The organism is Corynebacterium sp. HMSC22B11 (assembly GCF_001815965.1).
GTDB lineage: Bacteria > Actinomycetota > Actinomycetes > Mycobacteriales > Mycobacteriaceae > Corynebacterium.
This window is the reverse complement of record NZ_KV823466.1, coordinates 1-25,723: the sequence shown is the minus strand read 5'-3', so window position 1 is coordinate 25,723 and position 25,723 is coordinate 1. Positions and strand designations below refer to the sequence as shown.

Annotated in this window: 20 protein-coding genes; 12 read left to right on the top strand and 8 right to left on the bottom strand. The window is 66.0% G+C overall.

Translation table 11 applies throughout. The annotated features are described in order from the left end of the window. The first annotated feature begins 68 nt into the window (after positions 1-68). Together fdxA and dapC are read left to right on the top strand one after the other, a co-directional pair. Complete coding sequence (gene fdxA, locus HMPREF3088_RS00105; protein WP_012359913.1) at positions 69-386, top strand: ferredoxin; 318 nt, start codon at positions 69-71, stop codon at positions 384-386. A gap of 97 nt (positions 387-483) precedes the next feature. Then, positions 484-1,653: a succinyldiaminopimelate transaminase gene (gene dapC / locus HMPREF3088_RS00100; protein WP_070757450.1), complete on the top strand. Its 1,170-nt coding sequence runs from the start codon at positions 484-486 to the stop codon at positions 1,651-1,653. A 105-nt stretch (positions 1,654-1,758) separates the two neighbouring features. On the opposite strand, the gene HMPREF3088_RS00095 is transcribed toward dapC, so the two are convergent. After that, positions 1,759-3,183 (bottom strand): amino acid permease, encoded by a 1,425-nt coding sequence (locus HMPREF3088_RS00095; RefSeq protein WP_070757449.1) that lies wholly within the window; start codon positions 3,181-3,183, stop codon positions 1,759-1,761. Between the two features lie 166 nt (positions 3,184-3,349). Here HMPREF3088_RS00095 and HMPREF3088_RS00090 point away from each other — a divergent pair, with 166 nt between their 5' ends. From HMPREF3088_RS00090 to HMPREF3088_RS00075, 4 genes are read left to right on the top strand one after another with little or no spacing between them, the layout of a single operon-like run. Then, entirely contained in the window at positions 3,350-4,228 is an 879-nt protein-coding gene (locus tag HMPREF3088_RS00090) for an LOG family protein (RefSeq protein ID WP_070757447.1), read from the top strand. A 14-nt stretch (positions 4,229-4,242) separates the two neighbouring features. Then, the gene (locus tag HMPREF3088_RS00085; protein WP_070757445.1) at positions 4,243-4,587 is read left to right on the top strand and encodes a DivIVA domain-containing protein; all 345 of its coding nucleotides are present in this window, start codon (positions 4,243-4,245) and stop codon (positions 4,585-4,587) included. 3 nt (positions 4,588-4,590) lie between these two features. Further along, positions 4,591-6,078: a leucyl aminopeptidase family protein gene (locus HMPREF3088_RS00080; RefSeq protein ID WP_070757443.1), complete on the top strand. Its 1,488-nt coding sequence runs from the start codon at positions 4,591-4,593 to the stop codon at positions 6,076-6,078. 43 nt (positions 6,079-6,121) lie between these two features. Further along, entirely contained in the window at positions 6,122-6,991 is an 870-nt protein-coding gene (locus HMPREF3088_RS00075; protein WP_070757441.1) for a methyltransferase domain-containing protein, read from the top strand. A gap of 197 nt (positions 6,992-7,188) precedes the next feature. Here HMPREF3088_RS00075 and HMPREF3088_RS00070 read toward each other — a convergent pair whose 3' ends face one another. Together HMPREF3088_RS00070 and HMPREF3088_RS00065 are read right to left on the bottom strand one after the other, a co-directional pair. Next, positions 7,189-8,799 carry a glycoside hydrolase family 32 protein gene (locus HMPREF3088_RS00070; RefSeq protein WP_070757439.1) on the bottom strand — a complete coding sequence of 537 codons (1,611 nt, stop codon included), beginning with the start codon at positions 8,797-8,799 and terminating at the stop codon, positions 7,189-7,191. A 113-nt stretch (positions 8,800-8,912) separates the two neighbouring features. After that, positions 8,913-9,593: an O-methyltransferase gene (locus HMPREF3088_RS00065; protein ID WP_246817947.1), complete on the bottom strand. Its 681-nt coding sequence runs from the start codon at positions 9,591-9,593 to the stop codon at positions 8,913-8,915. Positions 9,594-9,777: 184 nt separating this feature from the next. Here HMPREF3088_RS00065 and sigE point away from each other — a divergent pair, with 184 nt between their 5' ends. Genes sigE through tatB form a run of 3 tightly spaced genes read left to right on the top strand, consistent with a single transcriptional unit; the run spans position 9,778 to position 11,489 of the window. After that, positions 9,778-10,398 carry an RNA polymerase sigma factor SigE gene (sigE, locus tag HMPREF3088_RS00060; RefSeq protein ID WP_070757489.1) on the top strand — a complete coding sequence of 207 codons (621 nt, stop codon included), beginning with the start codon at positions 9,778-9,780 and terminating at the stop codon, positions 10,396-10,398. Positions 10,399-10,408: 10 nt separating this feature from the next. Beyond that, positions 10,409-10,882: an anti-sigma factor family protein gene (locus HMPREF3088_RS00055; RefSeq protein ID WP_070757435.1), complete on the top strand. Its 474-nt coding sequence runs from the start codon at positions 10,409-10,411 to the stop codon at positions 10,880-10,882. Positions 10,883-10,913: 31 nt separating this feature from the next. Beyond that, positions 10,914-11,489 carry a Sec-independent protein translocase subunit TatB gene (tatB, locus tag HMPREF3088_RS00050; RefSeq protein WP_070757433.1) on the top strand — a complete coding sequence of 192 codons (576 nt, stop codon included), beginning with the start codon at positions 10,914-10,916 and terminating at the stop codon, positions 11,487-11,489. 123 nt (positions 11,490-11,612) lie between these two features. Here the strand turns inward: tatB and HMPREF3088_RS00045 are convergent, their stop codons facing one another. The 3 genes from HMPREF3088_RS00045 to HMPREF3088_RS00035 all read right to left on the bottom strand — a co-directional run bounded on the left by HMPREF3088_RS00045 (position 11,613) and on the right by HMPREF3088_RS00035 (position 14,760). Next, positions 11,613-12,743: an Mrp/NBP35 family ATP-binding protein gene (locus HMPREF3088_RS00045; RefSeq protein ID WP_070757431.1), complete on the bottom strand. Its 1,131-nt coding sequence runs from the start codon at positions 12,741-12,743 to the stop codon at positions 11,613-11,615. Positions 12,744-12,887: 144 nt separating this feature from the next. Then, entirely contained in the window at positions 12,888-13,454 is a 567-nt protein-coding gene (locus HMPREF3088_RS00040; protein WP_070757429.1) for a DUF1003 domain-containing protein, read from the bottom strand. Next, the gene (locus tag HMPREF3088_RS00035) at positions 13,447-14,760 is read right to left on the bottom strand and encodes a magnesium transporter MgtE N-terminal domain-containing protein (protein WP_210401458.1); all 1,314 of its coding nucleotides are present in this window, start codon (positions 14,758-14,760) and stop codon (positions 13,447-13,449) included. The genes HMPREF3088_RS00040 and HMPREF3088_RS00035 overlap by 8 nt, the downstream gene beginning before the upstream one ends. A 197-nt stretch (positions 14,761-14,957) precedes the next feature. On the opposite strand from HMPREF3088_RS00035, the gene HMPREF3088_RS00030 reads away from it, so the two are divergent. Then, positions 14,958-15,554 carry a hypothetical protein gene (locus HMPREF3088_RS00030; RefSeq protein WP_246817946.1) on the top strand — a complete coding sequence of 199 codons (597 nt, stop codon included), beginning with the start codon at positions 14,958-14,960 and terminating at the stop codon, positions 15,552-15,554. A 199-nt stretch (positions 15,555-15,753) separates the two neighbouring features. Here the strand turns inward: HMPREF3088_RS00030 and HMPREF3088_RS00025 are convergent, their stop codons facing one another. Together HMPREF3088_RS00025 and HMPREF3088_RS00020 are read right to left on the bottom strand one after the other, a co-directional pair. Further along, positions 15,754-19,452, bottom strand: a complete 3,699-nt coding sequence (locus HMPREF3088_RS00025) for a multifunctional oxoglutarate decarboxylase/oxoglutarate dehydrogenase thiamine pyrophosphate-binding subunit/dihydrolipoyllysine-residue succinyltransferase subunit (protein ID WP_070757423.1) — start codon at positions 19,450-19,452, stop codon at positions 15,754-15,756. Between the two features lie 118 nt (positions 19,453-19,570). Continuing rightward, positions 19,571-23,170, bottom strand: coding sequence for an ABC transporter ATP-binding protein (locus HMPREF3088_RS00020; RefSeq protein WP_070757421.1), 3,600 nt, complete (start codon positions 23,168-23,170; stop codon positions 19,571-19,573). Between the two features lie 157 nt (positions 23,171-23,327). Here HMPREF3088_RS00020 and HMPREF3088_RS00015 point away from each other — a divergent pair, with 157 nt between their 5' ends. Next, the gene (locus tag HMPREF3088_RS00015; protein ID WP_070757419.1) at positions 23,328-24,155 is read left to right on the top strand and encodes a hypothetical protein; all 828 of its coding nucleotides are present in this window, start codon (positions 23,328-23,330) and stop codon (positions 24,153-24,155) included. A gap of 153 nt (positions 24,156-24,308) precedes the next feature. Beyond that, positions 24,309-25,616 carry an NAD(P)/FAD-dependent oxidoreductase gene (locus HMPREF3088_RS00010; protein ID WP_246817945.1) on the top strand — a complete coding sequence of 436 codons (1,308 nt, stop codon included), beginning with the start codon at positions 24,309-24,311 and terminating at the stop codon, positions 25,614-25,616. The last annotated feature ends 107 nt before the right edge of the window (positions 25,617-25,723 follow it).

Here is a 25,723-nt window from a genome sequence, read left to right as displayed (position 1 = left end):
GAGTGACAGAATAAAGAGATAAGTGCTTAGCCGTTAGCGCTAGACCCGATAGTGCATAAGGGAGAATAATGACCTACACGATTGCGCAACCATGCGTCGACGTCCTGGACCGCAGCTGCGTCGAAGAGTGCCCAGTGGACTGCATCTACGAAGGCAAGCGCATGCTGTACATCCACCCAGATGAGTGCGTGGACTGCGGCGCGTGTGAGCCGGTCTGCCCGGTCGAGGCCGTCTTCTACGAGGACGACATCCCGGAGGAGTGGGAAGAGTACAACGACGCCAACGCGGCGTTCTTCGACGACCTGGGCTCCCCGGGCGGTGCTGCGGCGCTTGGCCCGCAGGACTTCGACGCCCCGATGATCGCGGCCCTGCCACCCCAGGCCTAAGTGGCTGGAAGGCCGGCCTTCACAGTGTCGGCCGCGTGCCCGGCTCCCGGTGCTTCTGGTGGGGCACCGGGAGTTTTTCAATGAGGAGAGTGAACCCGTGACTCGACGGTCACCAGCTTTTCGCACCCCCGCCGCCGAGCGGCTTCCAGCGTTTCCCTGGGACACTCTGGCTGAGGCGACGCAGCGAGCTGCCGCCCACCCCGACGGGATGATTAACCTCTCCGTCGGAACGCCAGTCGACGACGTCCCCCCGAACGTCCAGCTCGCGCTGGCGGAGGCCGCGTGGCAGCCGGGCTACCCGCCCACCGAAGGTTCCGCTGAACTCAGGGAAGCCATCGTGGCCGCGATGGCCCGACGCTTCGGTGTCACCGGGCTCAGCGAGGATGCCGTGGTGCCGGTGATCGGCACCAAGGAGGCGATCGCGAGCCTGCCGATGGACCTCGGCATCCATGCCGATTCGCTGGTGGTCATCCCAGAGCTGGCGTATCCGACCTATGAGGTCTCCGCGAAACTCGCGGGCTGCCGGGTGCTGCGCGCTGATTCGCTGCTGAAATTGGGGCCCGAAACTCCAGCCCTGATTTACCTCAACTCGCCCGCGAACCCGCACGGCGCAGTGCTCGGGGTAGAGCACCTTCGCAAGGTCGTGGACTTCGCCCGGCAGCGCGACTGCATCGTTGTCTCCGACGAGTGCTACCTCGGCCTGGGGTGGGAGGCCACCGAGGTGGCCGACGCGCCCGTCTCCATCCTCGATCCGCGGGTCTGCGATGGCGACCACCGCAACCTGATCGCGGTGCATTCGCTGTCGAAGACCTCCAATATGGCCAGCTACCGCGCGGGCTGGCTCGCAGGTGACCAGGAGCTCATGGCTGAGATTCTCGGGATCCGGAAGCACGCCGGGGGCATGGTGCCGGGGCCGATCCAACGCGCGATGATCGCGGCGCTGAGTTCCGATGATTTCGAAACCCTGCAGCGGCAGCGCTACAGGGAGCGCCGTGAGGTGCTGCTTGCCGGGCTGGCCGCTGGCGGTTTCACGGTCGAGCACTCCGAAGCCGGGCTCTATATCTGGGCCACCGAAGGCCGGGATGCGTGGGAGACGGTGGACCGGTTCGCGGAACTTGGCATCCTCGTGGCTCCGGGGCACTTCTATGGCCCCGCTGGAGCACAGCATGTCCGGGTGGGGCTGACCGCTAGCGATGAGCAGATCGCCCAGGCCGCCCAGCGTCTCGCCGCGCTGGGTGAGGGCGCGGTGGGTGAGGGCGCGGTATAGATTCAAAGAAAACGGCCTCGGAAGCACCATTTTGTGCTTTCGAGGCCGTTGACTTTTCTTGCCACGTGAGGGCGCCCCAGGAGGGTTCGGGGCGCCGGTGATGTTCTAGAGCGTCATCTCCTCGTGGTCCTGGGCAGCAGGGTTAACCTTGCCCACGATGTAGCCCAGTGCGGAGAGCGCAGCGAAAGCGACGGCTACGGTGATGACCTGGCCTCGGGCCGAGGGATCCCACAGCATGAGGATGGTGAGCCCCAGCAGCAGGGCAACGGTCAGCCACGGCAGGAACGGGTAGCCCCACATCCGGACCGGCATCTTGCCGCGGGCCTCGAGAGCCGGGCGCAGCTTGATTTCGGAGAGCACAATCATCACCCAGATCACCAGCAGCGAGCCGCCGACGGCGTTGAATAGGATGCCGATCAGGTTCTCTGGGCCCCAGACCTGCAGGGTCACCGAGAGGAAGGCGAAGAACAGGGATGCCCACACTGCCGGGATCGGAACCTGCTTGGAGTTCGTCTTCCGGAAGATCTTCGGTGCGTAGCCAGTGCTACTGAAGCTGAACAGCAGGCGGGAGGTGGCGTAGATCTGGGCGTTACATGCCGAGAGCAGGGCCAGGACGATGACGATCTCCATGAGCATCACAGCACCCGGGATGTTCGCCAGCTCCAGCACGCGGGTGAAGGGGGACTCTGCGGCGGTCTCAGCGTCACCCAGGGTGGAGTACGGAAGCAGGGCGGTGATCAGGAAGACCGAGCCCAGGTAGAAGACGGAGATGCGCCAGATGACGGCGCGCACGGCGGAGGCAATGGAAGTGGTGGGGTCCTTGGCCTCGGCTGCGGCGATGGTCACGATCTCGATTCCGCCGAATGCGAAAGCAACAGCGAGTAGGCCGGCAGCCATGCCGGAGATGCCGTTCGGCGCGAAGTCGCTGAAGTGGGAGAGCCCAGGGCTCTCGAAGCTCGGGAAGAAGCCGAAGAGCAGGCCCAGGCCGATGACGAGGAAGATGACGATGACCGCGACCTTGATGAACGCGAACCAGTACTCAAACTCGCCGAAGCCGCGCACGGCGGTGAGGTTGACGATGGTGAAGAAGACGACCGCGATCAGGCCAGGAATCCAGCCATCCACGCCGAACCACTTACCCATGATGGCGCCGGCGCCGGTGATCTCGGCGCCCATGACCATCACGAGCATGAAGTAGTACAGCCAGCCGAGCGAGAAACCCGCCCAGTTACCGAATGCCAGGCGGCCATAGGTGGCGAAGGTGCCGGAGGCCGGGCGCGCGGCCGCGAGCTCGCCCAGCATCTGCATCACGAAGATGACGATGATACCGGCGACGATGTAGGACAAGAGGACAGCAGGGCCGGCTGCTTCGATGCCGACGCCTGTTCCGAGGAACAGGCCGGCACCGACAGCGGAGCCGAGGCCCATCATGGTGAGGTGTCGGGTTTCAAGCCCCTTGCCGAGGGCGGAGCCACTCTCTGGGGTTGCCGCTGTGGTGTCGGCAGCCGACTGAGTATTGGGGGAATTCATGTATGAATTAGACCATATTCACGCGCGCGTCAGACAATGAAGTCCACTTCTTTGCCCACTTCCGGGCCCGCGGGGGCGCGCACTGCACCTGTTAAGGGGGAATGCTGGCCGCGCCAGGAGATTGCCGGCGGCCACGTGTCCTGGGTCACCGTTAAGATGAGTAGCGATGACTACTGAAGACCCCACCCCCAACTTTCTGGCCACAGATTCGGCCAATCTCTCCGATTTTCGTTTCCGTGGGCCCGTTCTGTACCGGGGGACTCCGGACTCAGAGCCGAAGGACTCCACCACCGACCAGCGCCTGCTTCAGCCTCAGGACAGCACCGACTGGTTGCACACGGATCCGTGGCGCGTGATGAGGATCCAGGCCGAGTTCGTTGACGGCTTCGGCGCGCTCGCGAAGATCCCGAAGGCGATCACCGTCTTTGGCTCCGCACGCGTCCGGGAAGACCACGAGTACTACAAGCTCGGCCAGCAGATCGGCACGCTGATCGCCCGCAGTGGCTACGCCACGATCACGGGCGGTGGTCCAGGCCTGATGGAGGCCGCGAACCGGGGTGCGGCAGATGCGGGCGGGCTCTCCATCGGCCTGGGCATCGAGCTGCCCCACGAGCAGCGCCTCAACGACTGGGTGCAGCTGGGCATGAACTTCCGCTACTTCTTCGTGCGCAAGACGATGTTTCTGAAATACTCCCAGGCCTTCATCTGCCTGCCTGGCGGTTTCGGCACCCTCGACGAGCTCTTCGAGGCTCTGGTGATGGTTCAGACCCAGAAGATCCAACGCTTCCCGATCATCCTCGTCGGGACGGAATTCTGGGGTCCGCTGGTGGACTGGATTAAGGAGCGACTCGTCGAGGAGAAGATGATTTCTCCCGAGGACGTCGACCTGATTCACCTCACGGACGACCCCGAGGACGCCATGGAATTTTGCCACCGTGCGCACGATAAGCACACCGAAAGCTTGAAGCGCCGCCGCGAGGACCTCGAACGCGAGCGCGGTCGAATCGAGGAGGAGCTGGAGATGCTCCGCCGGGAGCAGCCCTAGGAGAAGCCCCAAGGATGTACTGGATCTTTTCGATCGCCGGCGCGGCACTTGTCGCGGGGCTTCTCGTTTACCTGGTGGGGCGCGTATTCGGCCCGGGGGAGTACACCGGGCCGCGAGCGGACCACCCCGCCGAAAGGCAGGCAGCGGAGTTCCGCGCGAATTGTGAGCTCACCGGGGCGAACCTACGGCAGGTGAAGTTCACCCGCTCCCTCCGCGGGTACGACGCGGCCGAGGTCGACGCCCTGCTCGAGCGGCTCGCCACCCACTTCGGCGACCCAGGCCAGCCGGGCGACTATAAGCAAGCGCCCCCAGCCGCCGGGGATAATAAGGAAGATAAACAAGCAGCAGAAAGGGCATAAACCGTGGCTCCCATTCCCAAGATTCCGCAGGCCGTACCCGAGATCACCTTCGGCGCGCCCGTCGAGGGAACCGAAGTGCTGAATGTGCGCTTCGACGCGGATCGCGAGCCTGCCCGCGGAGTTGAGATCAGCGCGAACGGAGAACCCGTCGAATGGGTCGTGGGGCTGCCTGATGCGCCCACGCGGGCATCTGACTTTTCCGAGCACAGCGACTTTCTCGACGACGGCTGGCGCGCCCGCGGGGCGCAGGTCATCCGCCACATGAACCAGGTCGTCGCAGGCCACCCGGTGCGCTCCAAGCGTCATCTCGTCCAGCTTCACCTGCCCGCCAATATCAAGCCGCGCCAGCTACGCTCCCTCATCATTGGCGCGATCGTGGGCGGCCACGAGTTCGTCACAACGAATGAGAAGCGACCCGGTGCGGTACGCAACCTCCACCTGGCATGGGACAACCCGGCGTACCGCAGCATCGACAATCGCACGAACCTGGGGCTGCGCCGCGCGGTGCGCGACGGCGTGCAGCTGGGTAAGGCAACCTGCCTGTCCCGGGATCTGGCGAACGCCCCCAGCAACGTGAAGTCCCCGGAATGGCTGGCTAAGCGCGCGAAGAAGCTGGTCGGGAACATCCCGGGCGTCAAGGTGAAGGTCCGCGACGCCGAGTGGCTACGTAGCAAGGGCTTCGGCGGCATCATTGCGGTGGGCTCCGGATCCTCCCGGCCGCCGGTCATGGTGGAGATGGTGTGGGGTCCCGAGAGCATCGGCTTGCCACAGCGCCGCAGCCCCATCGCCATGGTCGGCAAGGGAGTGACCTTCGATACCGGTGGTATCAGCATCAAGCCCGCCGCTGGGATGGATCTCATGCGCACGGACATGACCGGCGGGGCGAGCGTCATCGCCGCTTTCCGGGCGCTCGCGGAAGGACAGGTGCCGCGCAAGGTCGTCGCGATCGTCCCGATGGCGGAGAACATGGTCTCCGGGGACGCCTACCGGCCGGGAGATGTCGTCGAACACTACGGTGGCATTACCTCCGAGGTGACCAACACCGACGCCGAGGGCCGCATGGTCCTGGCCGACGCGATCAGCTACGTGGCCAAGAAGTACGAGCCGAACGCCATCATCTCCATCGCCACGCTCACGGGTGCCGCGAAGCTGGCCCTGGGCCTGCGCACGGGAGCTGTGTTCGCGCCCACCCCGCAGGTAGCGCTGAAGCTCGCGCGCCGGGGCGCCCAGGTCGGTGAGCAGTGGTGGCCGCTGCCACAGCCGAAGTACCTGGAGCAGGCGGTGGATTCGAAGATCGCGGATGTCCGCCAGGCTCCGAAGGGGCCGGGTGCGACCACCGCGGCGATGTTCCTCCGCCGGTTCACCCGCGGGGTCGACCTGATCCACCTGGATATCGCTGGTCCGGGGCGTGCGGAGCAGACCTACGCGGAGGTCTCGCCGGTCGGTACCGGGTTCGGTGCCCGCACGCTTGTACAGTGGTTAGCCAAATAGTTTATAAAAGAAGTTCTTGAGGCTTGAATGAAGGAGCGCGACTGTGCTTTCTGATGTGATTGATCTGCTGGCGGACCCGGTGGACGGAACCGCGCTGTCGGCTGGTGACGCGCAGTGGCGAACCCTCGTGTCCGACTCGGGGCATAGCTACGACATCGCCCGCCAGGGCTACGTGACGCTCGCCGGCGGAGCCGGGCTTCGGTACTCCGGCGATGACGCCGCGATGATTAGCGCCCGCGAAACCTTCCTCACCGGCGGGCACTTCGCGCCCTTCGTCGAGGCCGTCACCCACAAGGTGGAGGACGTGCTGGACGACGCCGGGGTCGCGCCGAGTAGCCACCCAGGGCTGGTAGAGATCGGTGCAGGAACCGGCTACTACCTGAGCCACGCGCTCGACACCATCGAAAACTCCCGCGGCGTGGGCATCGACGTCTCCACCGCGGCGGTCAAGCGCCTGGCTAAGGCCCACTCCCGCATCGGCGCCATTGTCGCGGACGCATGGTCGCGACTTCCTATCCAGGACGAGTCTGTGGACGCTATCATGGTCGTCTTCGCTCCGCGCAACGCTGCCGAGTTCGCCCGGATCCTGAAGCCCGGTGGGGAGGTCGTCGTCCTCACGGCGGACGCCGGTCACCTGCACGAGCTACGCGAGCCACTGGGCATCATCGAGGTTGAGGAGGGCAAGGTCGAGCGCATGATCGAGCAGGCCTCCGGCCACCTCACACCGGTCGGGGAGTCGGAGACCGTGGAGTTCGAGATGACCCTCGACCAGGATTCCATTGCCGCGCAGATCGGCATGAGCCCGTCCGCGCGCCACATTCACTCCAAGGTGCTCGCCGAGCGCATCGAGAACCTGCCGCCGCAGATGAACGTCACCGCGCGCGCGAAGATCACCCGCCTCGCGAAGGCCTAACGCGAGCAGCAGGGGAGAGTCAAAGCCCCCCTTGCTGTCGCTGACATTGTTGTTGACGCCTCTCCGCGGCACGCGCGCTCACCAGCGGCCAGCCACGTCAGCGCCCCACAGCAAAGCTAAAGCCCGGGCAGGGAACACGCGTTCCCGCCCGGGCGTTGGCATTCCTCACGCAGGAAAGCCGTGGCAGATACTCCGAGCTAGTCCAGGTCCAGCAGGTCGTCGATAGCGCCGGCTGCGATATCCCGATCGGCTTGCGCAGAATCTGCGATGATCTGCTCCTGGGCGGCGGCCGAGTTGAGGCCCGCGTGCAGGCGCTGCAGCTGGCGGCCCAGGGTGACCATCGAGACTTCGGTGCGGGCTCCGTCGGTCGCGGTGACCTCCACGTCCCGGACCGGTACCGCAGCGGAGATGCTGCTCGTCAGGGTGGCCGCACCTCCGTCGGCGTAGACCTCGCACAGCGGGCCGTCGATGAAGACCGTGAGCACGTCGGCCTCCGGGTCTGCGAGAGGGGCGGTGCGCGTCTCCCCGTCGCGGGTGACGGAGACCGCGTCCTTGGTGTAGGTGATCAGCGCGATCTCCCCGCCGTCCATGTTGCGCACGCTGAGCTCCACCTTTCCTTCGCCTGGAGCAAGCTGTCCGGTCCAGATGAGCCCGAAGTCGGAGAAAGCGTGCACGGCTTGCGGGGCGCCAACGATGTCCTGGTACAGCGACCCGTCCAGCAGGGTGAGGGCGCGCGGCGTGGACAGGCAGTTGGCCCAGTCCGCGCCGGTGCTGGCGTCCGGGTGGGCGCCCACCAGGCCAATCAGCGCGGGGGTATCGCCCGGGACGATGCGGGGACGGGTCAGGTCATGGCCGTGGTCCAGGACGCGGAACTCACCCTGGGGCCGGAAAGTGACCTTCCCTGCGGCGGGGGTGTCGATACGTCCGACGAGGTAGCCGGTGACCTCGTCGCCCTCGGCCTTCCAGGTGCCGTCGTCGCGGTAGGTGAGGATGAGGACGTGGTAGTCCTGACCATCACCCTGGTCGGTCATCTTGACCAGACGCGGGGCGAACGGGCGGGATGCGGGCAGGGACACGTCGCCGTCGATCTCGACCGCACCGGCGACGCGCCAGCGCTGACGGTCCTCGGAGAGGAGCCAGACGATCTCGGCGTCCTCGTCGTTAACGAGGTTCAGGGCCAGCATGCCCCAGCCATCCTCGCCGAGGGGGACCACACTCGGGGTGACCAGGTCAGCGACCGGGTGGGCGGAATCGTCGACGTCGATGGGGCCCAGGCGACGCACGCCGGCGGCCACGGCCTTCGGGTCGTCGGACACTTCGTTGAGGGTGGCGAGGTCGTCGATCTGGGCGCGTTGGATGCGGAAGGTGCGCGCGCCACGGCGACCATTCGCGACCTGGCTGCCCAGCAGCTCCTCGCGCTTGGTGTCCGCGTCGCGTGGCTCGGAGGTGACGAAGATCAGTTCAACGGTCTCCGGGGTGCCGTCCGCGGCGGGGAGGGTGAGGGCGGAACCCGCGAGGACGTCCAGCTCCTCGCCCTCGGGCTTGAGGACGTCGTCGTTGATGTCCCAGTCGTAGGGAATGTGGGAGGCGGTGACGTGCGCCCACCGCGAGCCGTTGCTGCGCTTCGTGCGGAACTGGTGGAAGACGTGGATCGCGCCATCGGCGAAGACGGCTCCCGCCGGGGCCTCGAGCACACCGCGTTCGGCGGTGATGTGAAGCTCTGGGGCCTGGTGGGGGAGCTCCGCGTCGGTGCCTGCATGCTGCGGGTTGACCGGCGCGGAAGTGTGTTCTGCGGAAGGGTTAGCCATGACCCCGTTTATACCAGCGGATTGCGTGCGAGGTCGGGCGGAGTTCGCCCAGCTAGCGCCCGCCCGGACGCTGCCGCCGGTGGAGAGAGGGCAGCCGTGGGACGAAGGGAGGGCTAGTGCTTCGTGATGATGGTGGCGCCGGCGCCGACGGGCAGGCGGGCGGCGGTCACGCCGTCCAGGCTCGTGATGTACTCGTCGGCCTCGCGGGCACAGACGGACTGGCGATCGGTGCGCTCCGCGTCGGCGAGGGTGCCGTCCAGCAGCGTGTCCAGCAGGAGGAGGACGCCACCGTGGCGGAGCGTCGGGAGGGTGGCCGCCACGGTGGCCTCGATGTCCTCGACCGCGCACTCTGCAATCGCGAGGTCGTAGCTGGTGGAGGCGAGCCGGCCGATGACGTCCAGGGGGCGGCTGGGCAGGAAGCGGAAGCCGTTGCTGGCGATGCCGATCTGCTTGAAGGCGTTCTTCGCGAGCTGCTGGTGCTGGACCTCAGGCTCGATGCAGGTCAGGTGCGCCTGGGTGGCGCCGGCGGCGTAGAAGCCACGGAAGAGGTGGGAACCCAGCAGGCCACACGCTGGGGACATGATGATCCCGGTGGGGGTGTGGCCGCCCAGCGCCGCGCGGCCCGCGGTGTTGGCCGCGAGGAAACGGAGGAGTTCTGCGGTCGCGGCGTCCGGGACGAGTAGACCGAATTCGCGGGCAGCTTCGGTCGCGGCGGCGAGTGCCTCATCGGCAGGGGCGGTCTGCTCGATGTAGGACTTGATGGCGTTGATGCTGGAATTATTTGCAGAGTTCACGATTGTCGAGACTATGGCACGGGACCGTGAATTCGGGTCAAGACATGCCTGATCGGGTGGGGTTTTAAAGAAATAGAAACGCTTGTTAATCACTGTGGCCTAAGTGGGATGGCGGCCAAAGTTCACAGCGTTTCCCCAGTCGGAAACTACCCCGCAGGGAACTCCGCATGACATGCTGAAAAACATGACTCACTCGAACGCCAGCCCCCACCCCCAGGCTGACGGCCCGGTGACGAGCCCGGCCACCACCGCCGCATTCGATGCTGGCGAGGCTGAGATGCCCTCCTGGTCCGAGCTGGTGGCCGAGCACGCTGATCGGGTGTACCGGCTGGCATATCAGCTTTCCGGCAATCAGCAGGATGCCGAGGACCTGACCCAGGAGACCTTTATGCGGGTGTTCCGCAGCCTCAAGCACTACCGCCCTGGCACCTTTGAGGGCTGGCTGCACCGCATCACCACTAACCTCTTCCTGGACATGGTGCGCCACCGATCCAAGATTCGGATGGACGCGCTGGAGGAGTACCCGGAGTACTGGACCCCAGCCGCCTCCTCGGAGCCCACACCTGAGGCTGCCTTCGAGCTCAACCACCTGGACCCCGCCTTGGATGCGGCGCTGGCCGACCTGCAGCCGGAATACCGCGTGGCGCTGGTGCTACGGGATGGTCTGGACATGAGCTACGACGAAATCGCCGTCACTCTCGGCGTGAAGTTGGGGACAGTCCGCTCCCGCATCCACCGCGCTCGTGCGCAGATGAAGGCTAGGCTCGTGGAAAAGCAGGGTGAATTGCACTACGTCGGATCCTAAGGTGGGAGCTATGGAGATCGGTCACTTGGGGCCGGAGGCCATCGCCGCCCTCGTGGATGGGGAACTGAGCCCCCGCGCGGCTGAACGCGCTCGCATCCACCTCGTGAACTGTGCGGAGTGCCGCCGTGAAGTGCTGTCCCAGCGCGAGGTCGCCCAGGCGATGCGTACCGCCATGGCGCAACAGGACGGCCCGGGCCACGCGGTTGAGCACGAGGGTCAGGGGCTGCCCGCCGCACTGTTGTCGCGCCTGGCAGCGATCCCGGAGGACTCGGTCGATCCCCAGGCGGCTGGGCGAAACGGTCAGGACACACGTGCCGCTGGTGTCGCCACTGCTGGCGACCGTGGCCGCGCGGGTGCGCGCAGTGGGGGAGACAGCGCCGAGCAGAAGCTAAATTTCGATATCGCCGGTAGGCGATTCCCGCGCACGCTGGCGGCGAAAATCGAGCTGTTCATTCACCAGCTTCGCGACGCCAGGAGGTCTTAAGTCCGCCTGTCTGGTGGGCTAAAGTGGAGGCGTGTTTTCTTCCATCAGTTGGTTCAACATCCTGGTGCTGCTGATCATCGGGCTGATTGTTATCGGCCCGGAGCGGCTGCCGGGGATGATCAAGGATATCCGCGCGGTGGCGTTGGCCTTTCGCAACCTCGTGAACGACGCGCGTCGCCAGCTGGATGAGGACTTCGGCCCTGAGTTCAAGGAGTTCCAGAAGCCGCTAAGCCAGATCAACGAGTACCGCCGTATGGGGCCACGCGGGTTGGTGACCAAGGCTCTGTTCGATGGGGACGACGCCTTCTTCAACGACCTGGAGAATACCGGCCGCCAGTTGGCTGACTCAGTAAATTCGGTGACCAATCCGGCCGGACACACGAACGCCGAGCGGCCCTCTTCGCAAGCCCCGCTGCCCGGCTCCCAGGCGGGGGCGGGGACCCAGGGCGCCGGGAGCGCTTCCAGCGCGGCGTCGGCGGGTGCGTCCGCTCAGGGCGCACGGGGCAGTGCCCCGGTGAGCACTCCGAGCCAGCAGCCCCAGCAGCCCGCGGCGGGGGAGCGCACCGCGTCGCCACGGGCAGCCGGGGTGTGGGACGACGTCCTCTAACGCCTACTGGGAGCCCTAGCCGGGAGGGCCGTGCACTTGAGCTGCCCCGCCAGGGCACTGTGAGAAGCGAAACGCCCGCTCGCTGAAGATTCAGCGAGCGGGCGTTAGCTTTTGTACCCAGGGCTACTTGCGGGTGACCCCCAGGCCGAGGGACTTGCCGGCCAGGGAGGAACGCCGCAGCGCCAGGTGATCGGCGATCGCGCCGAAGGCCTGGGCCGCCTCGGAGTTCGGCTCCGAGAGGGCGATCGGGTTACCCAGGTCGCCACCAATGCGCAGGTTCGGGTCCAGCGGGATCTGGCCCAGCAGCGGCACCTTCGTGCCCGCGATCTGCGACAGGCGATCGGCCACCAGCTGGCCACCACCGGAGCCGAAGATCTCGTTCTTCGAGCCATCCGGCATCTGCATCCAGCTCATGTTCTCGATCACGCCGCCGATGCGCTGGCGGGTCTGCTGCGCGATGGAGCCCGCACGCTCCGCGACCTCCGCGGCAGCCGCCTGCGGAGTCGTCACGATCAGCAGCTCAGCGTTCGGCACCAGCTGGGCGACCGAGATGGCCACGTCGCCGGTTCCCGGCGGCAGGTCGAGCAGCAGGATGTCCAGGTCGCCCCAGAACACGTCGCCGAGGAACTGCTGGATCGCGCGGTGCAGCATCGGGCCACGCCACACGACCGGGGAGTTATCGCCCACAAAGTGGCCGATGGAGATCAGCTTCACGCCGTGCGCCTGCAGCGGCATGATCATCTCGTCGACCTGGTGCGGCCGATCGGTGCTGCCCATCATGTTCGGGATGGAGTGGCCATAAATATCGGCGTCGATGACGCCGACCTTCAGGCCACGGCGCTGCAGGGAGACCGCCAGGTTCACGGTGGTGGAGGACTTGCCCACACCACCCTTGCCGGAGGCCACAGCGTAGACGCGGGTCGTGGAGTCCGGCTGCGCGAACGGGATCACCGGGTCGGCGGCGTCGCCGCGGACGATCTTGCGTACCTCGCGTCGCTGTTCGTCGCTCATCACGTCGGTGGTGACGGTGACGTTCTCGACGCCGGCCACGCTTTCTGCGGCCTTCCGCGTTTCCTCCGTGAGGTGGGACTTCATCGGGCATCCCGCGATGGTGAGGTAGATCTCGACAGCCACGTCGGCGCCGTCGATCTCGATGGACTTCACCATGCCGAGTTCGGTGATCGAGCGGTTCAGCTCGGGATCCTCGACCTTCGACAATGCGTTGCGAATATCAGATTCTTGAACCATGGGCATCGCCTTAAATCTGCTTCTTTACCTATAAGTGTTTTCGAGGGTCTGGGTCACAAAAACTGACCCTCAAGCCAATAAGCCACTGTACCTTGGGCGCGGTCGCTTTATTCAACCTCGGCCCCCGTCACGTGGCTCTCCGCAGGCCCGCTAGGCCTCGCCACGTGGGGATTCGCCTGCACGTCGAGCGCCCTCCGCCGTCTCGCGCTCGTCTTCGTCGTGGGCGCGGTCCTCGAGCTTGTCCTCAATGCGGCGCATCAGTTCCGAGAGTTCGTCGAGCTCGCGGCGCAGGTAGTCGCGTGTCACGGTTTCGCCCACCGCGATGCGCACACCCGCCAGTTCCCGGGCAAGGAATTCCGTGTCGGCCTTGGTTTCCGCAGCGCGGCGCCGATCCTCGTTCAACGCCAAGCGGTCGCGGTCGTCCTGCCGGTTCTGAGCCAGCAGGATCAGAGGTGCCGCGTAAGCAGCCTGCGTGGAGAAAGCCAGGTTGAGCAGGATGAAGGGGTACGGATCCCAGTTCCACCACATGCCACCGATGTTGAGGCAGATCCACACCACCACGATGAGGGTCTGCCAGGCGAGGTACTTGCCGGTGCCCAGGAAGCGGGCCACCTTCTCCGCGCCCGCGCCGACGGCGTCGCCGTTGAAAGCAAACAACGAGCGGCGTGTCCCGGTGACCGGGGTGTCGAGGGCGGGCTGGTTGTAGTTCTTAGGCATCCGCGTCACCTTCCTGCAAGGACGTCTGTGGTTCCTTCTGTGCTTCGTTGCCGACACGCCAGTCCTGGTCGCGCCAATCTTCCGGCAGCAGGGCGTCTAGCAGGTCGTCGACGGCGAGCACCCCGAGCAAGTGGTTCCCCTCGTCGACCACGGGCGCGCAGACCAGGTTGTACGTCGCGAAGAAGCGCGCCGCGGTCTCGTGGCTATCGGCCACGGACAGGGCCGGTAGGTCGAGGTCGAGCAGCTCGCTGACCAGGGTGGCGGGCGGATGCCGCAGTAGCTTCTGTAGGTGCACGCAGCCCAGATAGTGCCCCGTGGGGGTGGACTGGGGCGGACGCACCACGAACACCAGGGAGCTCAAAGAGCTGGACACATCGGGGTTGCGGGCGTGCGCCAGCGCCTCAGCAACCGTCGCCTGTGGGGTGAGGATGATTGCCTCGGAGGTCATCACGCCACCGACTGTGTCCGCGGAGAAGCTCATCAGGCGGCGCACGGGGGCGGAGTCCTCGGGATCCATGAGGTCGAGGAGAACGTCCGAGGTGCCGGCCGGGAGCTCGGCGAGCGCATCAGCGGCGTCGTCCGGCTCCATCTCCTCCAGAACCTCGGCTGCGCGCTCCACGCCGAGCTGATTGAGGATCGCGATGCGGGAATCCTCCGGCAGCTCCGCGACGACATCGGCGAGGCGCTCGTTCGGGATCTCCCGGGCCAGCCTGGTCTGCTGTTCTTCCGGCAGGTCGTTCAGTGCGATGGCGATGTCCGCGGCGCGCATTTCCTGGAAGGACGCCAGCAGCTCGGCGTTGTTGTCCGCAGGCCCGGTGCCGCTCGCGCTCAGGCCCTGGATGCGTGAAAGCGGCACCACCGCGACCTTCCCCAGGCGGCCGAGGCGGCCGCGCTGGGCCACCGCGACGCGGCTGACTTCCCAGTCCCTGGTGCGGGACTGTTTCAGCTCCACGTCCACGATCTCCAGCGCCTGGCCATGCAGCTCGGCGTGTTCGGGATCGTCCGTGTGCACCTTGGAGCCCACCAACTCGTGCTGAATGCTGATCTCGCCGGAGCGGGACTGGAAGGGCTTCAGGTTCACCGAGCTGGAGGTCGCCATCACCTCCGAGGGGTTGATGCTGGCCACGCGAAGGATCGGCAGAAAGATCTGGCGTTTATTGGGCAGGGCTATAACCAGCCCCAGGACGTGGCTGCGGTGCTGGTAGATGGTGACCACCACGTCCCGAACTCGGCCTATGGAATCCCCGTAGGGGCCCATCAGCATCATTCCGGCCAGTCGGCCTGCATAAACGCGAGTTTCTGTCATGGTAGCCAAGAATACTTGAGTGCCTACGCAGCCACGATGCCCGGCCAGGTGGCAGGCCCGCGATAGGATGAGGAGCATTCCTCGCAGCCAAGCCTTTCGCTGCGAACCCTAAAGCTGTGAAATTCACCCAAGGAGAGCTGCAAACCGTGTTTCTTCCGCGCAATGCCGATGCTGGGCGCACCCCGAAAAGAAAGCGCGTGGTGGTAGCTGGACTGGCGCTGGCACTGGTGGCACCGCTTGCTTCCTGCGCGGATAAGGACCACATCGTGATCGGGGTGCCGGACGCCGGCACCGGGACCCACGGCGGGCCACGCATGGAGGAAGAGCTGATCGAGCCGCTGGCGCAGGAGTACATCGAGCAGTTCGAGGACATCACCGAGGACACCCCAGAGGTCTCCACGACGCCGATCTCCGCCGACCAGCGAATCAGTCAGCTGCGGGAGGGCAAGGTCAGCATGACCTTCGGCTGCGTGGGTGAGCTTCTGGACATTCTCGACCCCGCGAAGGGCAGGGAACTACGCGAGCTGTATGCGGCGGAGGAGAAGCCCGACCGCGTGGAGTGGCGGGATATCACGCACTCCACGATGCTCTCGGCGCTCCCGCCGGAGCTGGCGGCAACCCACCCCGGAGCTGCCGTGATCTGCGAGGACGAGACCCTGCCACAGAACATCGTCGCCCTGTGGGCCAAGCCGCAGCCTGATCGTTATGAACTGCGCGCGGCCAATAACGTCGCCGGCGGGGTGTCCACCGAGAAGCTGCGTGCGACCGCTGCGGGCGAGGACTACGTCCAATAAGCGAGGGCTTGGGGGAGCGCGAGTCCTAGCAGGGCGCACACAACCTGGGGGCTCGCCAAGAAGAGCAGGGAGTGCGCCGTAGCCGGGCGGGCGCGCGAAGGGGGCTCGGCTAGAAAATTGGCGGGGTAAAGAGCGCTACCAGATACAAGAAAAAGCTCCCCCAGCCAGCTGGCTGGGGGAGCAGGGGGCAATATGCCGACTAGTCGGCGAAGGCCTCCTCGAGCAGTGCCTTCTCCTCAAGCTGGTGGACCTTAGCCACACCAGTTGCGGTGGAGGACTGCGGGCGACGGGACACGCGCTTCAGCTGGATACCCGGCAGGTACTCAGGCAGCTCCAGCGCGATGAACGGCCATGGACCCTGGTTGGCCGGCTCGTCCTGCACCCAGCGGAACTCCGCGTTCGGGTAGTTGGACAGAGCGTCGCGGATGCGGTTGAACGGCAGCGGGTGCAGCATCTCCAGACGGATGATGGCGACGTCGTCGCGACCATCCTTCTGACGCTTCTTCTCCAGCTCGTAGTAGATCTTGCCGGAGCACATCAGGACGGTCTTGATGTCCTTGTTCACGCCGTTCTGGTTCGGGTCGTCGATCACCGAGGTGAACTTCTTCGTATCCGTGAAGTCCTCAACAGCGGACACCGCGGCCTTGTTGCGCAGCATCGACTTCGGGGTGAAGACGATCAGCGGGCGGGTCAGGGAGCCCAGCGCGTGGCGGCGCAGCAGGTGGAAGTAGTTCGCCGGGGTACTCGGCTGAGCCACGGTCCAGGAACCTTCCGCGGACATCTGCAGGAAGCGCTCGATGCGTGCGGAGGAGTGGTCCGGGCCCTGGCCCTCGTAGCCGTGCGGCAGAAGCATGACCAGGTTGGACTTCTGGCCCCACTTCGCCTCACCGGAGGAGATGTACTCATCGATGACGGTCTGGCCACCGTTGGCGAAGTCACCGAACTGTGCCTCCCACAGGGTCAGCGCGTCGGTGTTACCCACGGAGTAGCCGTACTCGAAGCCCAGGCCCGCGTACTCGGTGAGCGCGGAGTTGTAGGCCTCGAAGCGGCCGCCGTTGCCGGTGTCCTCAGCCAGGGACTGCAGTGGGCTGTAGCGGTCGAAGTCCTCGTTGTCGAAGAGGACCGCGTGGCGCTGGGTGAAGGTACCGCGCAGGGAGTCCTCGCCGACGAGGCGGATGAGCTTGCCCTCGGCAGCCAGGGAACCCAGGGCGAGCAGCTCGCCGAAGGCCCAGTCGATGTTGCCGTTCTCGCTCATCTCCTTACGGCGCTTGATGAGTGGCTTCACGCGACGGTGGGCGTTGAACCACTCCGGGGTCTCGTAGAATTTGTCGCCGATCTGGCGGACCAGGTCCTTGGAGATGGAGGTGTCCAGGCCGTGCGGCAGCTTCTGGGAGCCGGTGATGCCGGTCTGCTCTGCCGGGGGCGTGCCCTTCTCGGCCTCGCGGACCTGGTTGAACACGGTCTCGAGCTGGTCGTGGAAGTCCTGTGCAGCGCGCTCGGCCTCCTCCTCGGAGATATCGCCGCGGCCGATGAGGGCCTCGGTGTACTGCTCGCGGGAGGTCGGCAGCTCGTTGATGATGTCGTACATCAGCGGCTGGGTCATCGACGGGTCGTCGGCCTCGTTGTGGCCGCGACGGCGGTAGCTCACCAGGTCGATGAAGACATCCTTGCCGAAGCGGTTGCGGTAATCGACCGCCAGCTGTGCCACCCAGACGACAGCCTCCGGGTCGTCACCGTTAACGTGGAAGACCGGGGCGTCGAAGCCCTTGGCCAGGTCGGTGGCGTAGTAGGTCGAACGGCCGGAGTCCGGGGTCGTCGTGAAGCCGATCTGGTTGTTCACGATGACGTGGACGGTACCGCCGACGGAGTAGGCATTCAGCTTGGAGAGGTTGATCGTCTCCTGGACGATGCCCAGGCCGGTGAAGGCTGCGTCGCCGTGCAGCAGGATCGGCATGACCGAGCCCTTGGCGTCCTCGCCGTGCTTCTCGACGAGCAGGTCCTGCTTCGCGCGGGAGATGCCCTCCATCACCGGGTTGACTGCCTCCAGGTGGGACGGGTTGGCAGTCAGGGTGATGTCGATCTCGTTGTCGCCGAACATCTGGATGTAGGTGCCCTCGGCGCCCAGGTGGTACTTCACGTCACCGGAACCGCCGGCGGAGCCCGGGTCGATGTTGCCCTCGAACTCGGTGAAGATCTGGGCATAAGGCTTGCCCACGATGTTGGCGAGGACGTTCAGGCGGCCACGGTGGGCCATGCCGATGACAACCTCGTTGAGCTTCGAGTCCGCAGCGCGGTCGATAGCCGCATCCATCAGTGGGATCAGGGTCTCCGCGCCCTCCAGGGAGAAGCGCTTCTGGCCGATGTACTTGGTCTGCAGGAAGTTCTCGAAGGCCTCAGCGGAATTCAGCTTCTGCAGGATGTACTTCTGCTCTGCGGAAGAGTACTTCGGCTGACCACCCTCGACGTGCTGCTGCAGCCACAGGCGCTCGTCCTTGTCCATGACGTGCGCGTACTCGTAGCCGACCTTGCGGGTGTAGGCCTTACGCAGGGTGTCGAGCACCTCGCGCAGGGTCATGGTCTCGCGACCGTTGAAGCCACCGACGTTGAAGGTGCGGTCGAAGTCCCACAGGGTCAGGCCGTGGGATTCGATGTTCAGGTCGGAGTGGTCCGGCACCGGCAGGCCCGGCTGGACCCAGTGCAGTGGGTCGATGTCCGCGATGAGGTGGCCGCGGGAGCGGTAGGCCTCGATGAGCTGCGCGACGCGGGTGGACTTGTCCACGCCGGTGTTCGGCAGGTCCTGGGACCAACGGATCGGCGCGTACGGGACGTGCATGGCCTGGAAGATCTCGTCCCAGAAGCTGTCGTTGATCAGCAGGCGGGACATGGTCCGCAGGAACTCGCCGGACTCCGCACCCTGGATGATGCGGTGGTCGTAGGTCGAGGTGATGGTGACGAGCTTGCCGATGCCCATCTCGCCGAGGCGGTCGACGGAGGTGCCCTGGAACTCGGCCGGGTAATCCATCGCACCAACGCCGATGATCGCGCCCTGGCCGTTGGTCAGACGCGGTACGGAGTGGCGGGTACCGATGCCACCCGGGTTGGTCAGGGAGATGGTCACGCCCTGGAAGTCGTCCATCGTCAGCTTGCCGACGCGGGCGCGGGCGACGATGTCCTCGTAGGCGTCAACGAACTCGGAGAAGTTCATCTTCTCCGTTTCCTTGATCGCTGCCACGACCAGGCTACGGCTGCCGTCCTTGTTGTTCATGTCGATCGCCAGGCCCAGGTTGATGTGCTCTGGGGTGACGACGGTCGGCTTGTTGTCGACGACCTTGTAATTCAGGTTCATGTCCGGGTGAGCCTGAACCGCGCGGATCAGGGCCCAGCCGATGATGTGCGTAAAGCTGATCTTGCCGCCACCGCGGGCCAGCAGCTGCTGGTTGATGATCGCACGGTTTTCGAACATGAGCTTCGCTGGCATGTCGCGGACCGTGGTTGCGGTCGGGATGCTCAGCGAGGCATCCATGTTCTTAGCGATGGCGCGGGCGGCACCCCGCATCACCTGCTCGCCGGCCTCGGGGGCCTCTACCGGCTGCTTCGGCTCCGGCGGGGCGACGCGCTTCGGGATGGCGTCATAAGACTCGATGACGCGCTCGTCGGCGTCGCCGCGCAGGCCACCACGTCGGCCGGAAGCGGCGGTGGCGGCGCCAGTGGAGGCGGCTGGGGCGCTCTGGGTGCTCGTGGCGGCACCGTTATTTGCGCCCGCCGAGCTGCCGGCGAGTTCGCCGTTCTTCTCGAAGTACTTCCGCCATTCGGCGTCAACCGACTCCGGGTCCTTCTTATACTGCTGGTACATCTGATCGACCAGCCATTCGTTCTGACCGAAATTCGCGCTGCTCACAGCAGGTCCTCGCCTCTTTTCATCATGACTTCAGTCTCGCTGTAACAGCCTACACGATGTGCTATGTGATTTCGCTTCCAGGTGGCGCGTCACCGACCGGCGAAAAACGGCGTGTGACCTAGCGAGATTCCCGGGATGCGGCGACGAGGTCCGCGTATCTGCCGCTGGATTCCAAAAGCTCCTGATGACGGCCTTGTTCAACAATTTTTCCGGCGCTGACGACCGCAATATTGTCAGCCAGCTCCGCGGTGGAGAGTCGGTGGGCGATGATGATCGCCACCCGCGAACGCGTAGCCAGTGCGATTGCCCGAACCACGTCAGCCTCGACCGCAGGATCGATATTCGCCGTCGCCTCATCCAGGACCATGACGTCCGGGTCGATGAGCTCCGCACGAGCCAACGCGATGATCTGCTGCTGGGCAGAGGACAACCCCCGGCCCCGCTCGCCGACCTCGCCGGCGAAGCCGCCGTCGATGCCGGCGATAATCTCCGTGCCTCCGATGGCAGCGATGGCCGCGGTGATCTCCTCCTGGCTCGCAGTCGGTCGACCATAGGCGATGTTCTCGGCCACCGTGCCACGGAACAGGTGCGCTTCCTGCGGGACGTAGCCCACCCGAGAGCGCCAGGCCCGCAAGGGGAGCTGCTGGAGGTCGAGGCGCTGCACTCCGGAGCCACCCGACGCGAAAACGGCGGTGATGGACCCCGCCGTTGGCTGGTACCACCGGGTGACCAGCTTCGCGATCGTCGACTTCCCGGCGCCAGTCGCACCGACGAGGGCCGTCGCGCCACGGAAGTTGACGGATGCGCCCCGCAGGGAGGACTGGTCGGCGCCGTCGTAGCGGAAGTGCACGTCAGAGAAGTCCACCGCGGTGACCTTGCCCGGCAACCTGGCCTCGGCATCGTCGTCGGCTGCGTCCTGCTCGGCAGGCACGGCCAACAACTCGGAGATTCGCTCGAAACTCACCGCAGCCTGCTGGAACTTATCGAAAATCTGCGAGAGCTGCTGGACGGGGCCGAAGAAGAAGGTCAGGTACAAACTGAAGGCGACCAGTGCGCCGTGGCTCGTCGTGCCCTCCGCGACCCGAGCGGTACCGAAAAATAGGACGGTTGCCTGGGCGAGCTCGGTGATGAAGGAGATGCCGGGGAAGAAGATGCTGACCGCTGCCTGCGCGCGGGTGCGCAGCCCCACGTACCGCTGCGACTGCTCCCCGATGCGCTCGGCGAGCACCGGGCCGAAGCCGTAGGCCGCCGCGGTGTTCAGCCCATTGACCGCCTCCTGGAAGTGGGCGTTGACCGTGGAGACCTGGGAGCGGGCGGCCCGGTAGAGGCGCGAGGAGTAGCGGCGGAAGACCCACGCGCCCACCCCGATGACCGGCAGGAACAGTGCGGTGATGCCAGCCAGAGCAGGGTCGGTCCAGATGAGCATGCCCAGCACACCCAGCAGCATTGTGGTGGAGACGATGGCCTGGGAGAGCCCGGTCTGCAGGAAGCTGGAGAGGTTGTCGATATCGGTCGTCATTCGGGTCATGACCCGGCCCGAGGCGTTCTGCTCGAACCAGCTCATGGGCAGCCGGTGGAGGTGCTCGAAGCTGCGCACGCGAAGGGCGTAGAGCAGTCGCTCGCCGGTGTGCGTGGTGAGCACCGTGTTCCACGCACTGGCGGCCCAGGAAATACAGACAAGGAGCAGGGCGCCGAGCCCCAGGGAGAACAGCGCGCTGCGGTCTGACCTGCTGATTCCCTCGTCGATGGCCTTGCGTACCAGGGATGGCAGGGCAATATCGGCGACGAGCCCCAGCAGGAGCGTTGCCACGATGACCGCGGTCGCGACCGGGACGAGCCCCACCAGGGTGCGCAGCCGCAGTGCGGGGGTCGTGTTCTCGGACGCCGAGCCAGCGGGCGTGGAGTTGTGGGAGGTCGATTCCTGCTGTGCCGGGGTGACGCGGCGCAGCGCTGCGGCGTCGGCCTCCAACAGCTTCGTGAACCTCGCCGCTACGGCCGCTCGTGCGCGCCCCTCGTCGCCATGGGCGCCATCGGCGACGCCGAGCAGCTCTCGATCCGCCTCCTCCTGGATCTCCTCCCAGCTGCGCGGCCACAGCGGACGGGCCGGGGGAGCGGGCAGGCTGATGACGCCCCTTTTCCCGGCGTCAGCGTTAGTCGCGCCCTTGTCTTCGGGCGCTGCCCGGTGGTCGACGATCACCATCGTCAGGTTGCCCTCGCCCGCGCGCTGATGGAGATTGGCGATGATCTTCTGTTCGGTGACGGTATCGATCGCGCTGGTGGCGCTGTCCAGAACCAGGACCCTGGGGTTGCGCAGCACCGCGCGGGCCAGCGCGATGCGCTGCCGCTGCCCACCCGACAGCGTCAGGCCGCGCTCACCCACGATGGTGGAATAACCCCCGAGCTCGTCGATGAAGTCGGCGGCGCAGGCGATGCGGGCTGCCTCCGCCACCTCGGCGTCGCTCGCCTGAGTTCCCATGCGGATGTTCTCCGCGATGGACATGGAGTAAAGGAAGGGCTCGTCGAAGACGATCGTCGGCCACTGGTCGGGTGCCAGGTCGCCCAGCCACACCGCGGTGCTGCCCGCGTAGGCCTCAAAGTCGGCCGTAACGTCCGCCGATTGCCCAGCCAGAGCCAGCGCCAGCGCCGACTTCCCGGACCCCGCAGGACCCGTGATGTACGCGGTCGACCCGGGAGTGACATCCACGGCGAGGTTCTCGCCCGCCCGGGTGCGGAAGGTGCCCCGGACCCCGACGGGGCCATTCGGGAGCTTTCCCGGGTTCTCAGGCGCCTGCCGTTGGGGGAGGGCGAGGATGTCCTGCACGCGGGAGACGGCGGCGTTCGCCAGGTGCAACATCACCAACATCCCGGCGCCCATGCGCGTCATCCGTGACAGCAGGGTGACGTAGGCCGACGCCGAGAGGAACTCTCCGATGGTGATCGCGCCCCGCATCGCGAGCAGACCGCCGGCAACCACGGTGGCGATCAGCGCAATCTGTGGGACGGCAGCCAACGCCGGTTGGAAGCGAGCAGTGAGCTGCCCGACGTGCAAGCGCATTCCGAAGAGCCTGCGGGCCCGAGCCATAAAGCTGGTCTGCTCGCGCTCCTCCTGGACGAAAGCCTTGACGATGCGCACGCCCGTCACGGTCTCCTCCACCTGGCTGGCGACGTCCGCGGCCTGCTGTTGGGCCTCCCACGTCGCGTCGTAGAGCCGGCGGCGGGAGAAGAAGGCGATGGCGGCGAGCACCGGAAGTTGAATGCTGAGCAGCACCGCCAGCGGCCAGGAGAGCCAGAACATGATCCCTAAGATCAGCACGACCTCCACGAAGATGCTGCCCATGATGGGCAGCATCGCCAGCATCCCCTGGATCTGGTTCAAATCCGAGATGGTTCGGGAGACCACCTGCCCGGTGCGCACCTGGGCCATCGCTGCCGGCGATGCACCCTGCAGGGCTGCGAGGCAACGCATCCGGATGTCGTGCTGGACGTCGACGGAGAGCTTCCCGGCGAAGAAGCGCCGCGCGCCGTGGGTGCAAAACCGGGCGAAAGCCGCCGCGATGAGCAGGCCGATCGCGCCCTGGCTACCGTCGATCGCTCGGCCGGCGAACAGTGGGATCAGCACGGCCGCGGCGGGCATGAGAACGCTCAGCAGGGTGATGATGCCCAGCTGCATGCGGTGAGCGCTCAAAGTGGCGCGGAGGAAAGCAAACACGATAGCCATCAGCCTATCGCCTGCACCAGACACGCAAAGCCTGCCACCACGCCAGCGGTCGACGTCGAGAAGCGGAAGCCGGGAGAAACGGCCCCGGCGCGAGAGAAATAAACCGGGTTAAGATCAACGCAGGAGACGAACCGCGCCGCGGAGAGAGGATTCCTCAATGGGATTTTTGGAAAACATCGCCCAGGCCCTCGACGTTGAGGGCATCGAGTCCCGAGCCAACGATGGAACGCTGTTCGTTCCAGTCTCTGCGGAAGTGGAGATCCAGTTCGAGCTGATCGAAGGGGTGGCCGGGGTCAGCACGCCGGCCGCGAACGTCTTCGTCGCGCTCGCCGACGTCACCGATGAGGATGAGGACTTCGACGCCGCCCTGGTCGGCGTGGTCTTCACCCCGGAGGCCGCGGTCGAGGCAGTGAACCGGCACATGGCCACCGATGAGGTGATCACGGTGCTCAATGAACTGCTTGATGGGCAGGACCCGCGCGTCGAGGACCTCGAGTTCGAACAGGATGATTACGACCCCCTCGTCCTGCGCGCGAACCTCAGCGCTAACTCCAAGGTCACCGTGAAGATCTCGGAGGGCCAGGGGGCGCCGACCGCTGCAGTGAGCTTCGTGGTGCTGCCCGATAGCGTCTTCGATCTCGCGGAGAACATCGCCGCGGAGATCCTCGTCGATGAGGAGGACGAGCAGGACCCGGCGAAGCTGGACATGCTGGACGCCACCCTGGACGAGCTGCGCACGCAGTACCAGGAGGTGCTGGACCTCGGCGTATTCGAGGATTTCAACCAGCTCTTCGACGTGCTCGCTTATGTCTCGCAGCAGGCCGAGGACTGGGAGGACCTCCTGGTCACCCTCGACGACGGCTCCGAGGACCCGTTCTTCGAGTGGGTCGAGGTCGAGGACGGTGACGTTGAGGACGATGACGCCGACGACGTCGCTGCCGACGGGGAGGACGGCGACGTGACGGCAGACGGTGAGGAACGCTAGCTTTCCACGCACCGCGACTGGCGGGGCGCGGGTGGTCAGGCGCGGCCGGGGTGTGGGCTAGCATGGCTAGCGTGATGATGGGCACAGCCCCCGGCACGGCGCCGGGCACATGCTGTGCCACCCAGCGTTGAGCGAGGACCGCAGGAGGGGCACGTGACCGAGGTAGCCATCATTGGGGCCGGCATGGCCGGCCTCGCAGCGGCCCGCACGCTCTCTCAGGCCGGGGTGCGCTGCACCCTCTTCGACGCCGCTGACCGAGTGGGCGGGCTGGTGCGCTCGGAGCAGCACGGCGAGATCACCGTGGACCGGGGACTGCAGTTCTTCAATACCTGGTACCCGGCGGTCAAGGAGATCCTGAACCCCGGGGAGTACTCCGCCCTCAAGATCAAGAACTTCCAGCCGGGGATCAACACCGTCACGCGTGCGGGCTCCGCGCTGATCATCGACCCCGTTCGCGCGCCATCGATGGTGCCGAAGCTGCTGCGCTCGGAATTCAGCTCCGCGCTACGGCTGGGTGAGCTCGTGCGCATGCGCAACTGGCTGCGCAGCGAGCTGATGCACCGCTCCTCCCTGGAGCTGCGTGGTCCCAGCCGCTTCGGGCACGCCAGCGACGAGCCGGTCGCTGAGTCGCTTACCAAGGCCGGCATCACCGGCCCGGTCCGCCAGAACGCGGTCGACCCAATCCTGCGCGCCTTCCTCTATGACCACGGCGGGGATACCTCCGCGGAGTTCGCGAAGTGGGTGTTCGTCACCCTGTTGCGCGGCACGCTGGCCCTGCCGGAGCGCGGAATGGGGGACCTGGCGGCGACGATGGGGCGCCTCGGCGGCGTCCGCGTCGAACTGAACTCCCAGGTCAGCGCGGTGGACGTCCAACCGAATGGGGTGGAGCTCACGGTGAACGGCAAGACCGAGCGCTTCTCCCATGCGATCGTGGCCACCTCTGCGCAGGCGGCCCACGAGCTGATCGGCACTGCGGTGCCCGAGCATCGCGGGCAGAGTACCTGGTGGTTCACCGTGAGCGACGAGGTGCACAGCGACAGGCTCGTGACCGTGGACGGCAGCGGTGAGCTGTGCATCGACCTGGCCGGCGAGGTCACATCCGTGGCCCCGGCCTACGCGCCGGGAAGCCAGCTGATTGCTGCAGCGACCTCCCACCCGCACAGCAACGGCGATTTCGACGCGGCCCGCGATCTACCCACCGAAATGCAGGTCCGCCGTGACGTGGCCAGCATTTACGACTGCAGCCCCGAGGCCCTGGAGTTGGTCACCCGCCACGACATCCCAGACGCCCTGCCACTGGTCGGGCCCAATCACGCGATCCAGGCCCAACCGGCAGCCGAGCTGCTCGATGGGCGCGTGGCGGTCGCCGGCGCTCACACCGCGACCTCAACCATCGATGGTGCTATCCGCTCCGGGCAGCGTTCTGCCCGGGCTATCGCGGAGCTGCTGGCAGAAAAATAGCCCCGTGCCGGGCGGGGCGACTCTGGGGCTACCGCCTGGTAACAGGGTAATAATCCGCAAAAATCCCCGCACTCTGAACTGCTCCCCATTAGTTGGACTGAGAAATC

Excerpts from the sequence above, each read along its gene's own strand:
- fdxA (WP_012359913.1), top strand. The coding sequence starts at position 69 with ATGACCTACACGATTGCGCAACCATGCGTCGACGTCCTGGACCGCAGC.
- HMPREF3088_RS00095 (WP_070757449.1), bottom strand. The coding sequence starts at position 3,183 with ATGAATTCCCCCAATACTCAGTCGGCTGCCGACACCACAGCGGCAACC.
- HMPREF3088_RS00090 (WP_070757447.1), top strand. The coding sequence starts at position 3,350 with ATGACTACTGAAGACCCCACCCCCAACTTTCTGGCCACAGATTCGGCC.
- HMPREF3088_RS00085 (WP_070757445.1), top strand. The coding sequence starts at position 4,243 with ATGTACTGGATCTTTTCGATCGCCGGCGCGGCACTTGTCGCGGGGCTT.
- HMPREF3088_RS00070 (WP_070757439.1), bottom strand. The coding sequence starts at position 8,799 with ATGGCTAACCCTTCCGCAGAACACACTTCCGCGCCGGTCAACCCGCAG.
- sigE (WP_070757489.1), top strand. The coding sequence starts at position 9,778 with ATGACTCACTCGAACGCCAGCCCCCACCCCCAGGCTGACGGCCCGGTG.
- HMPREF3088_RS00055 (WP_070757435.1), top strand. The coding sequence starts at position 10,409 with ATGGAGATCGGTCACTTGGGGCCGGAGGCCATCGCCGCCCTCGTGGAT.
- HMPREF3088_RS00045 (WP_070757431.1), bottom strand. The coding sequence starts at position 12,743 with ATGCCCATGGTTCAAGAATCTGATATTCGCAACGCATTGTCGAAGGTC.
- HMPREF3088_RS00040 (WP_070757429.1), bottom strand. The coding sequence starts at position 13,454 with ATGCCTAAGAACTACAACCAGCCCGCCCTCGACACCCCGGTCACCGGG.
- HMPREF3088_RS00035 (WP_210401458.1), bottom strand. The coding sequence starts at position 14,760 with ATGACAGAAACTCGCGTTTATGCAGGCCGACTGGCCGGAATGATGCTG.
- HMPREF3088_RS00020 (WP_070757421.1), bottom strand. The coding sequence starts at position 23,170 with ATGGCTATCGTGTTTGCTTTCCTCCGCGCCACTTTGAGCGCTCACCGC.
- HMPREF3088_RS00015 (WP_070757419.1), top strand. The coding sequence starts at position 23,328 with ATGGGATTTTTGGAAAACATCGCCCAGGCCCTCGACGTTGAGGGCATC.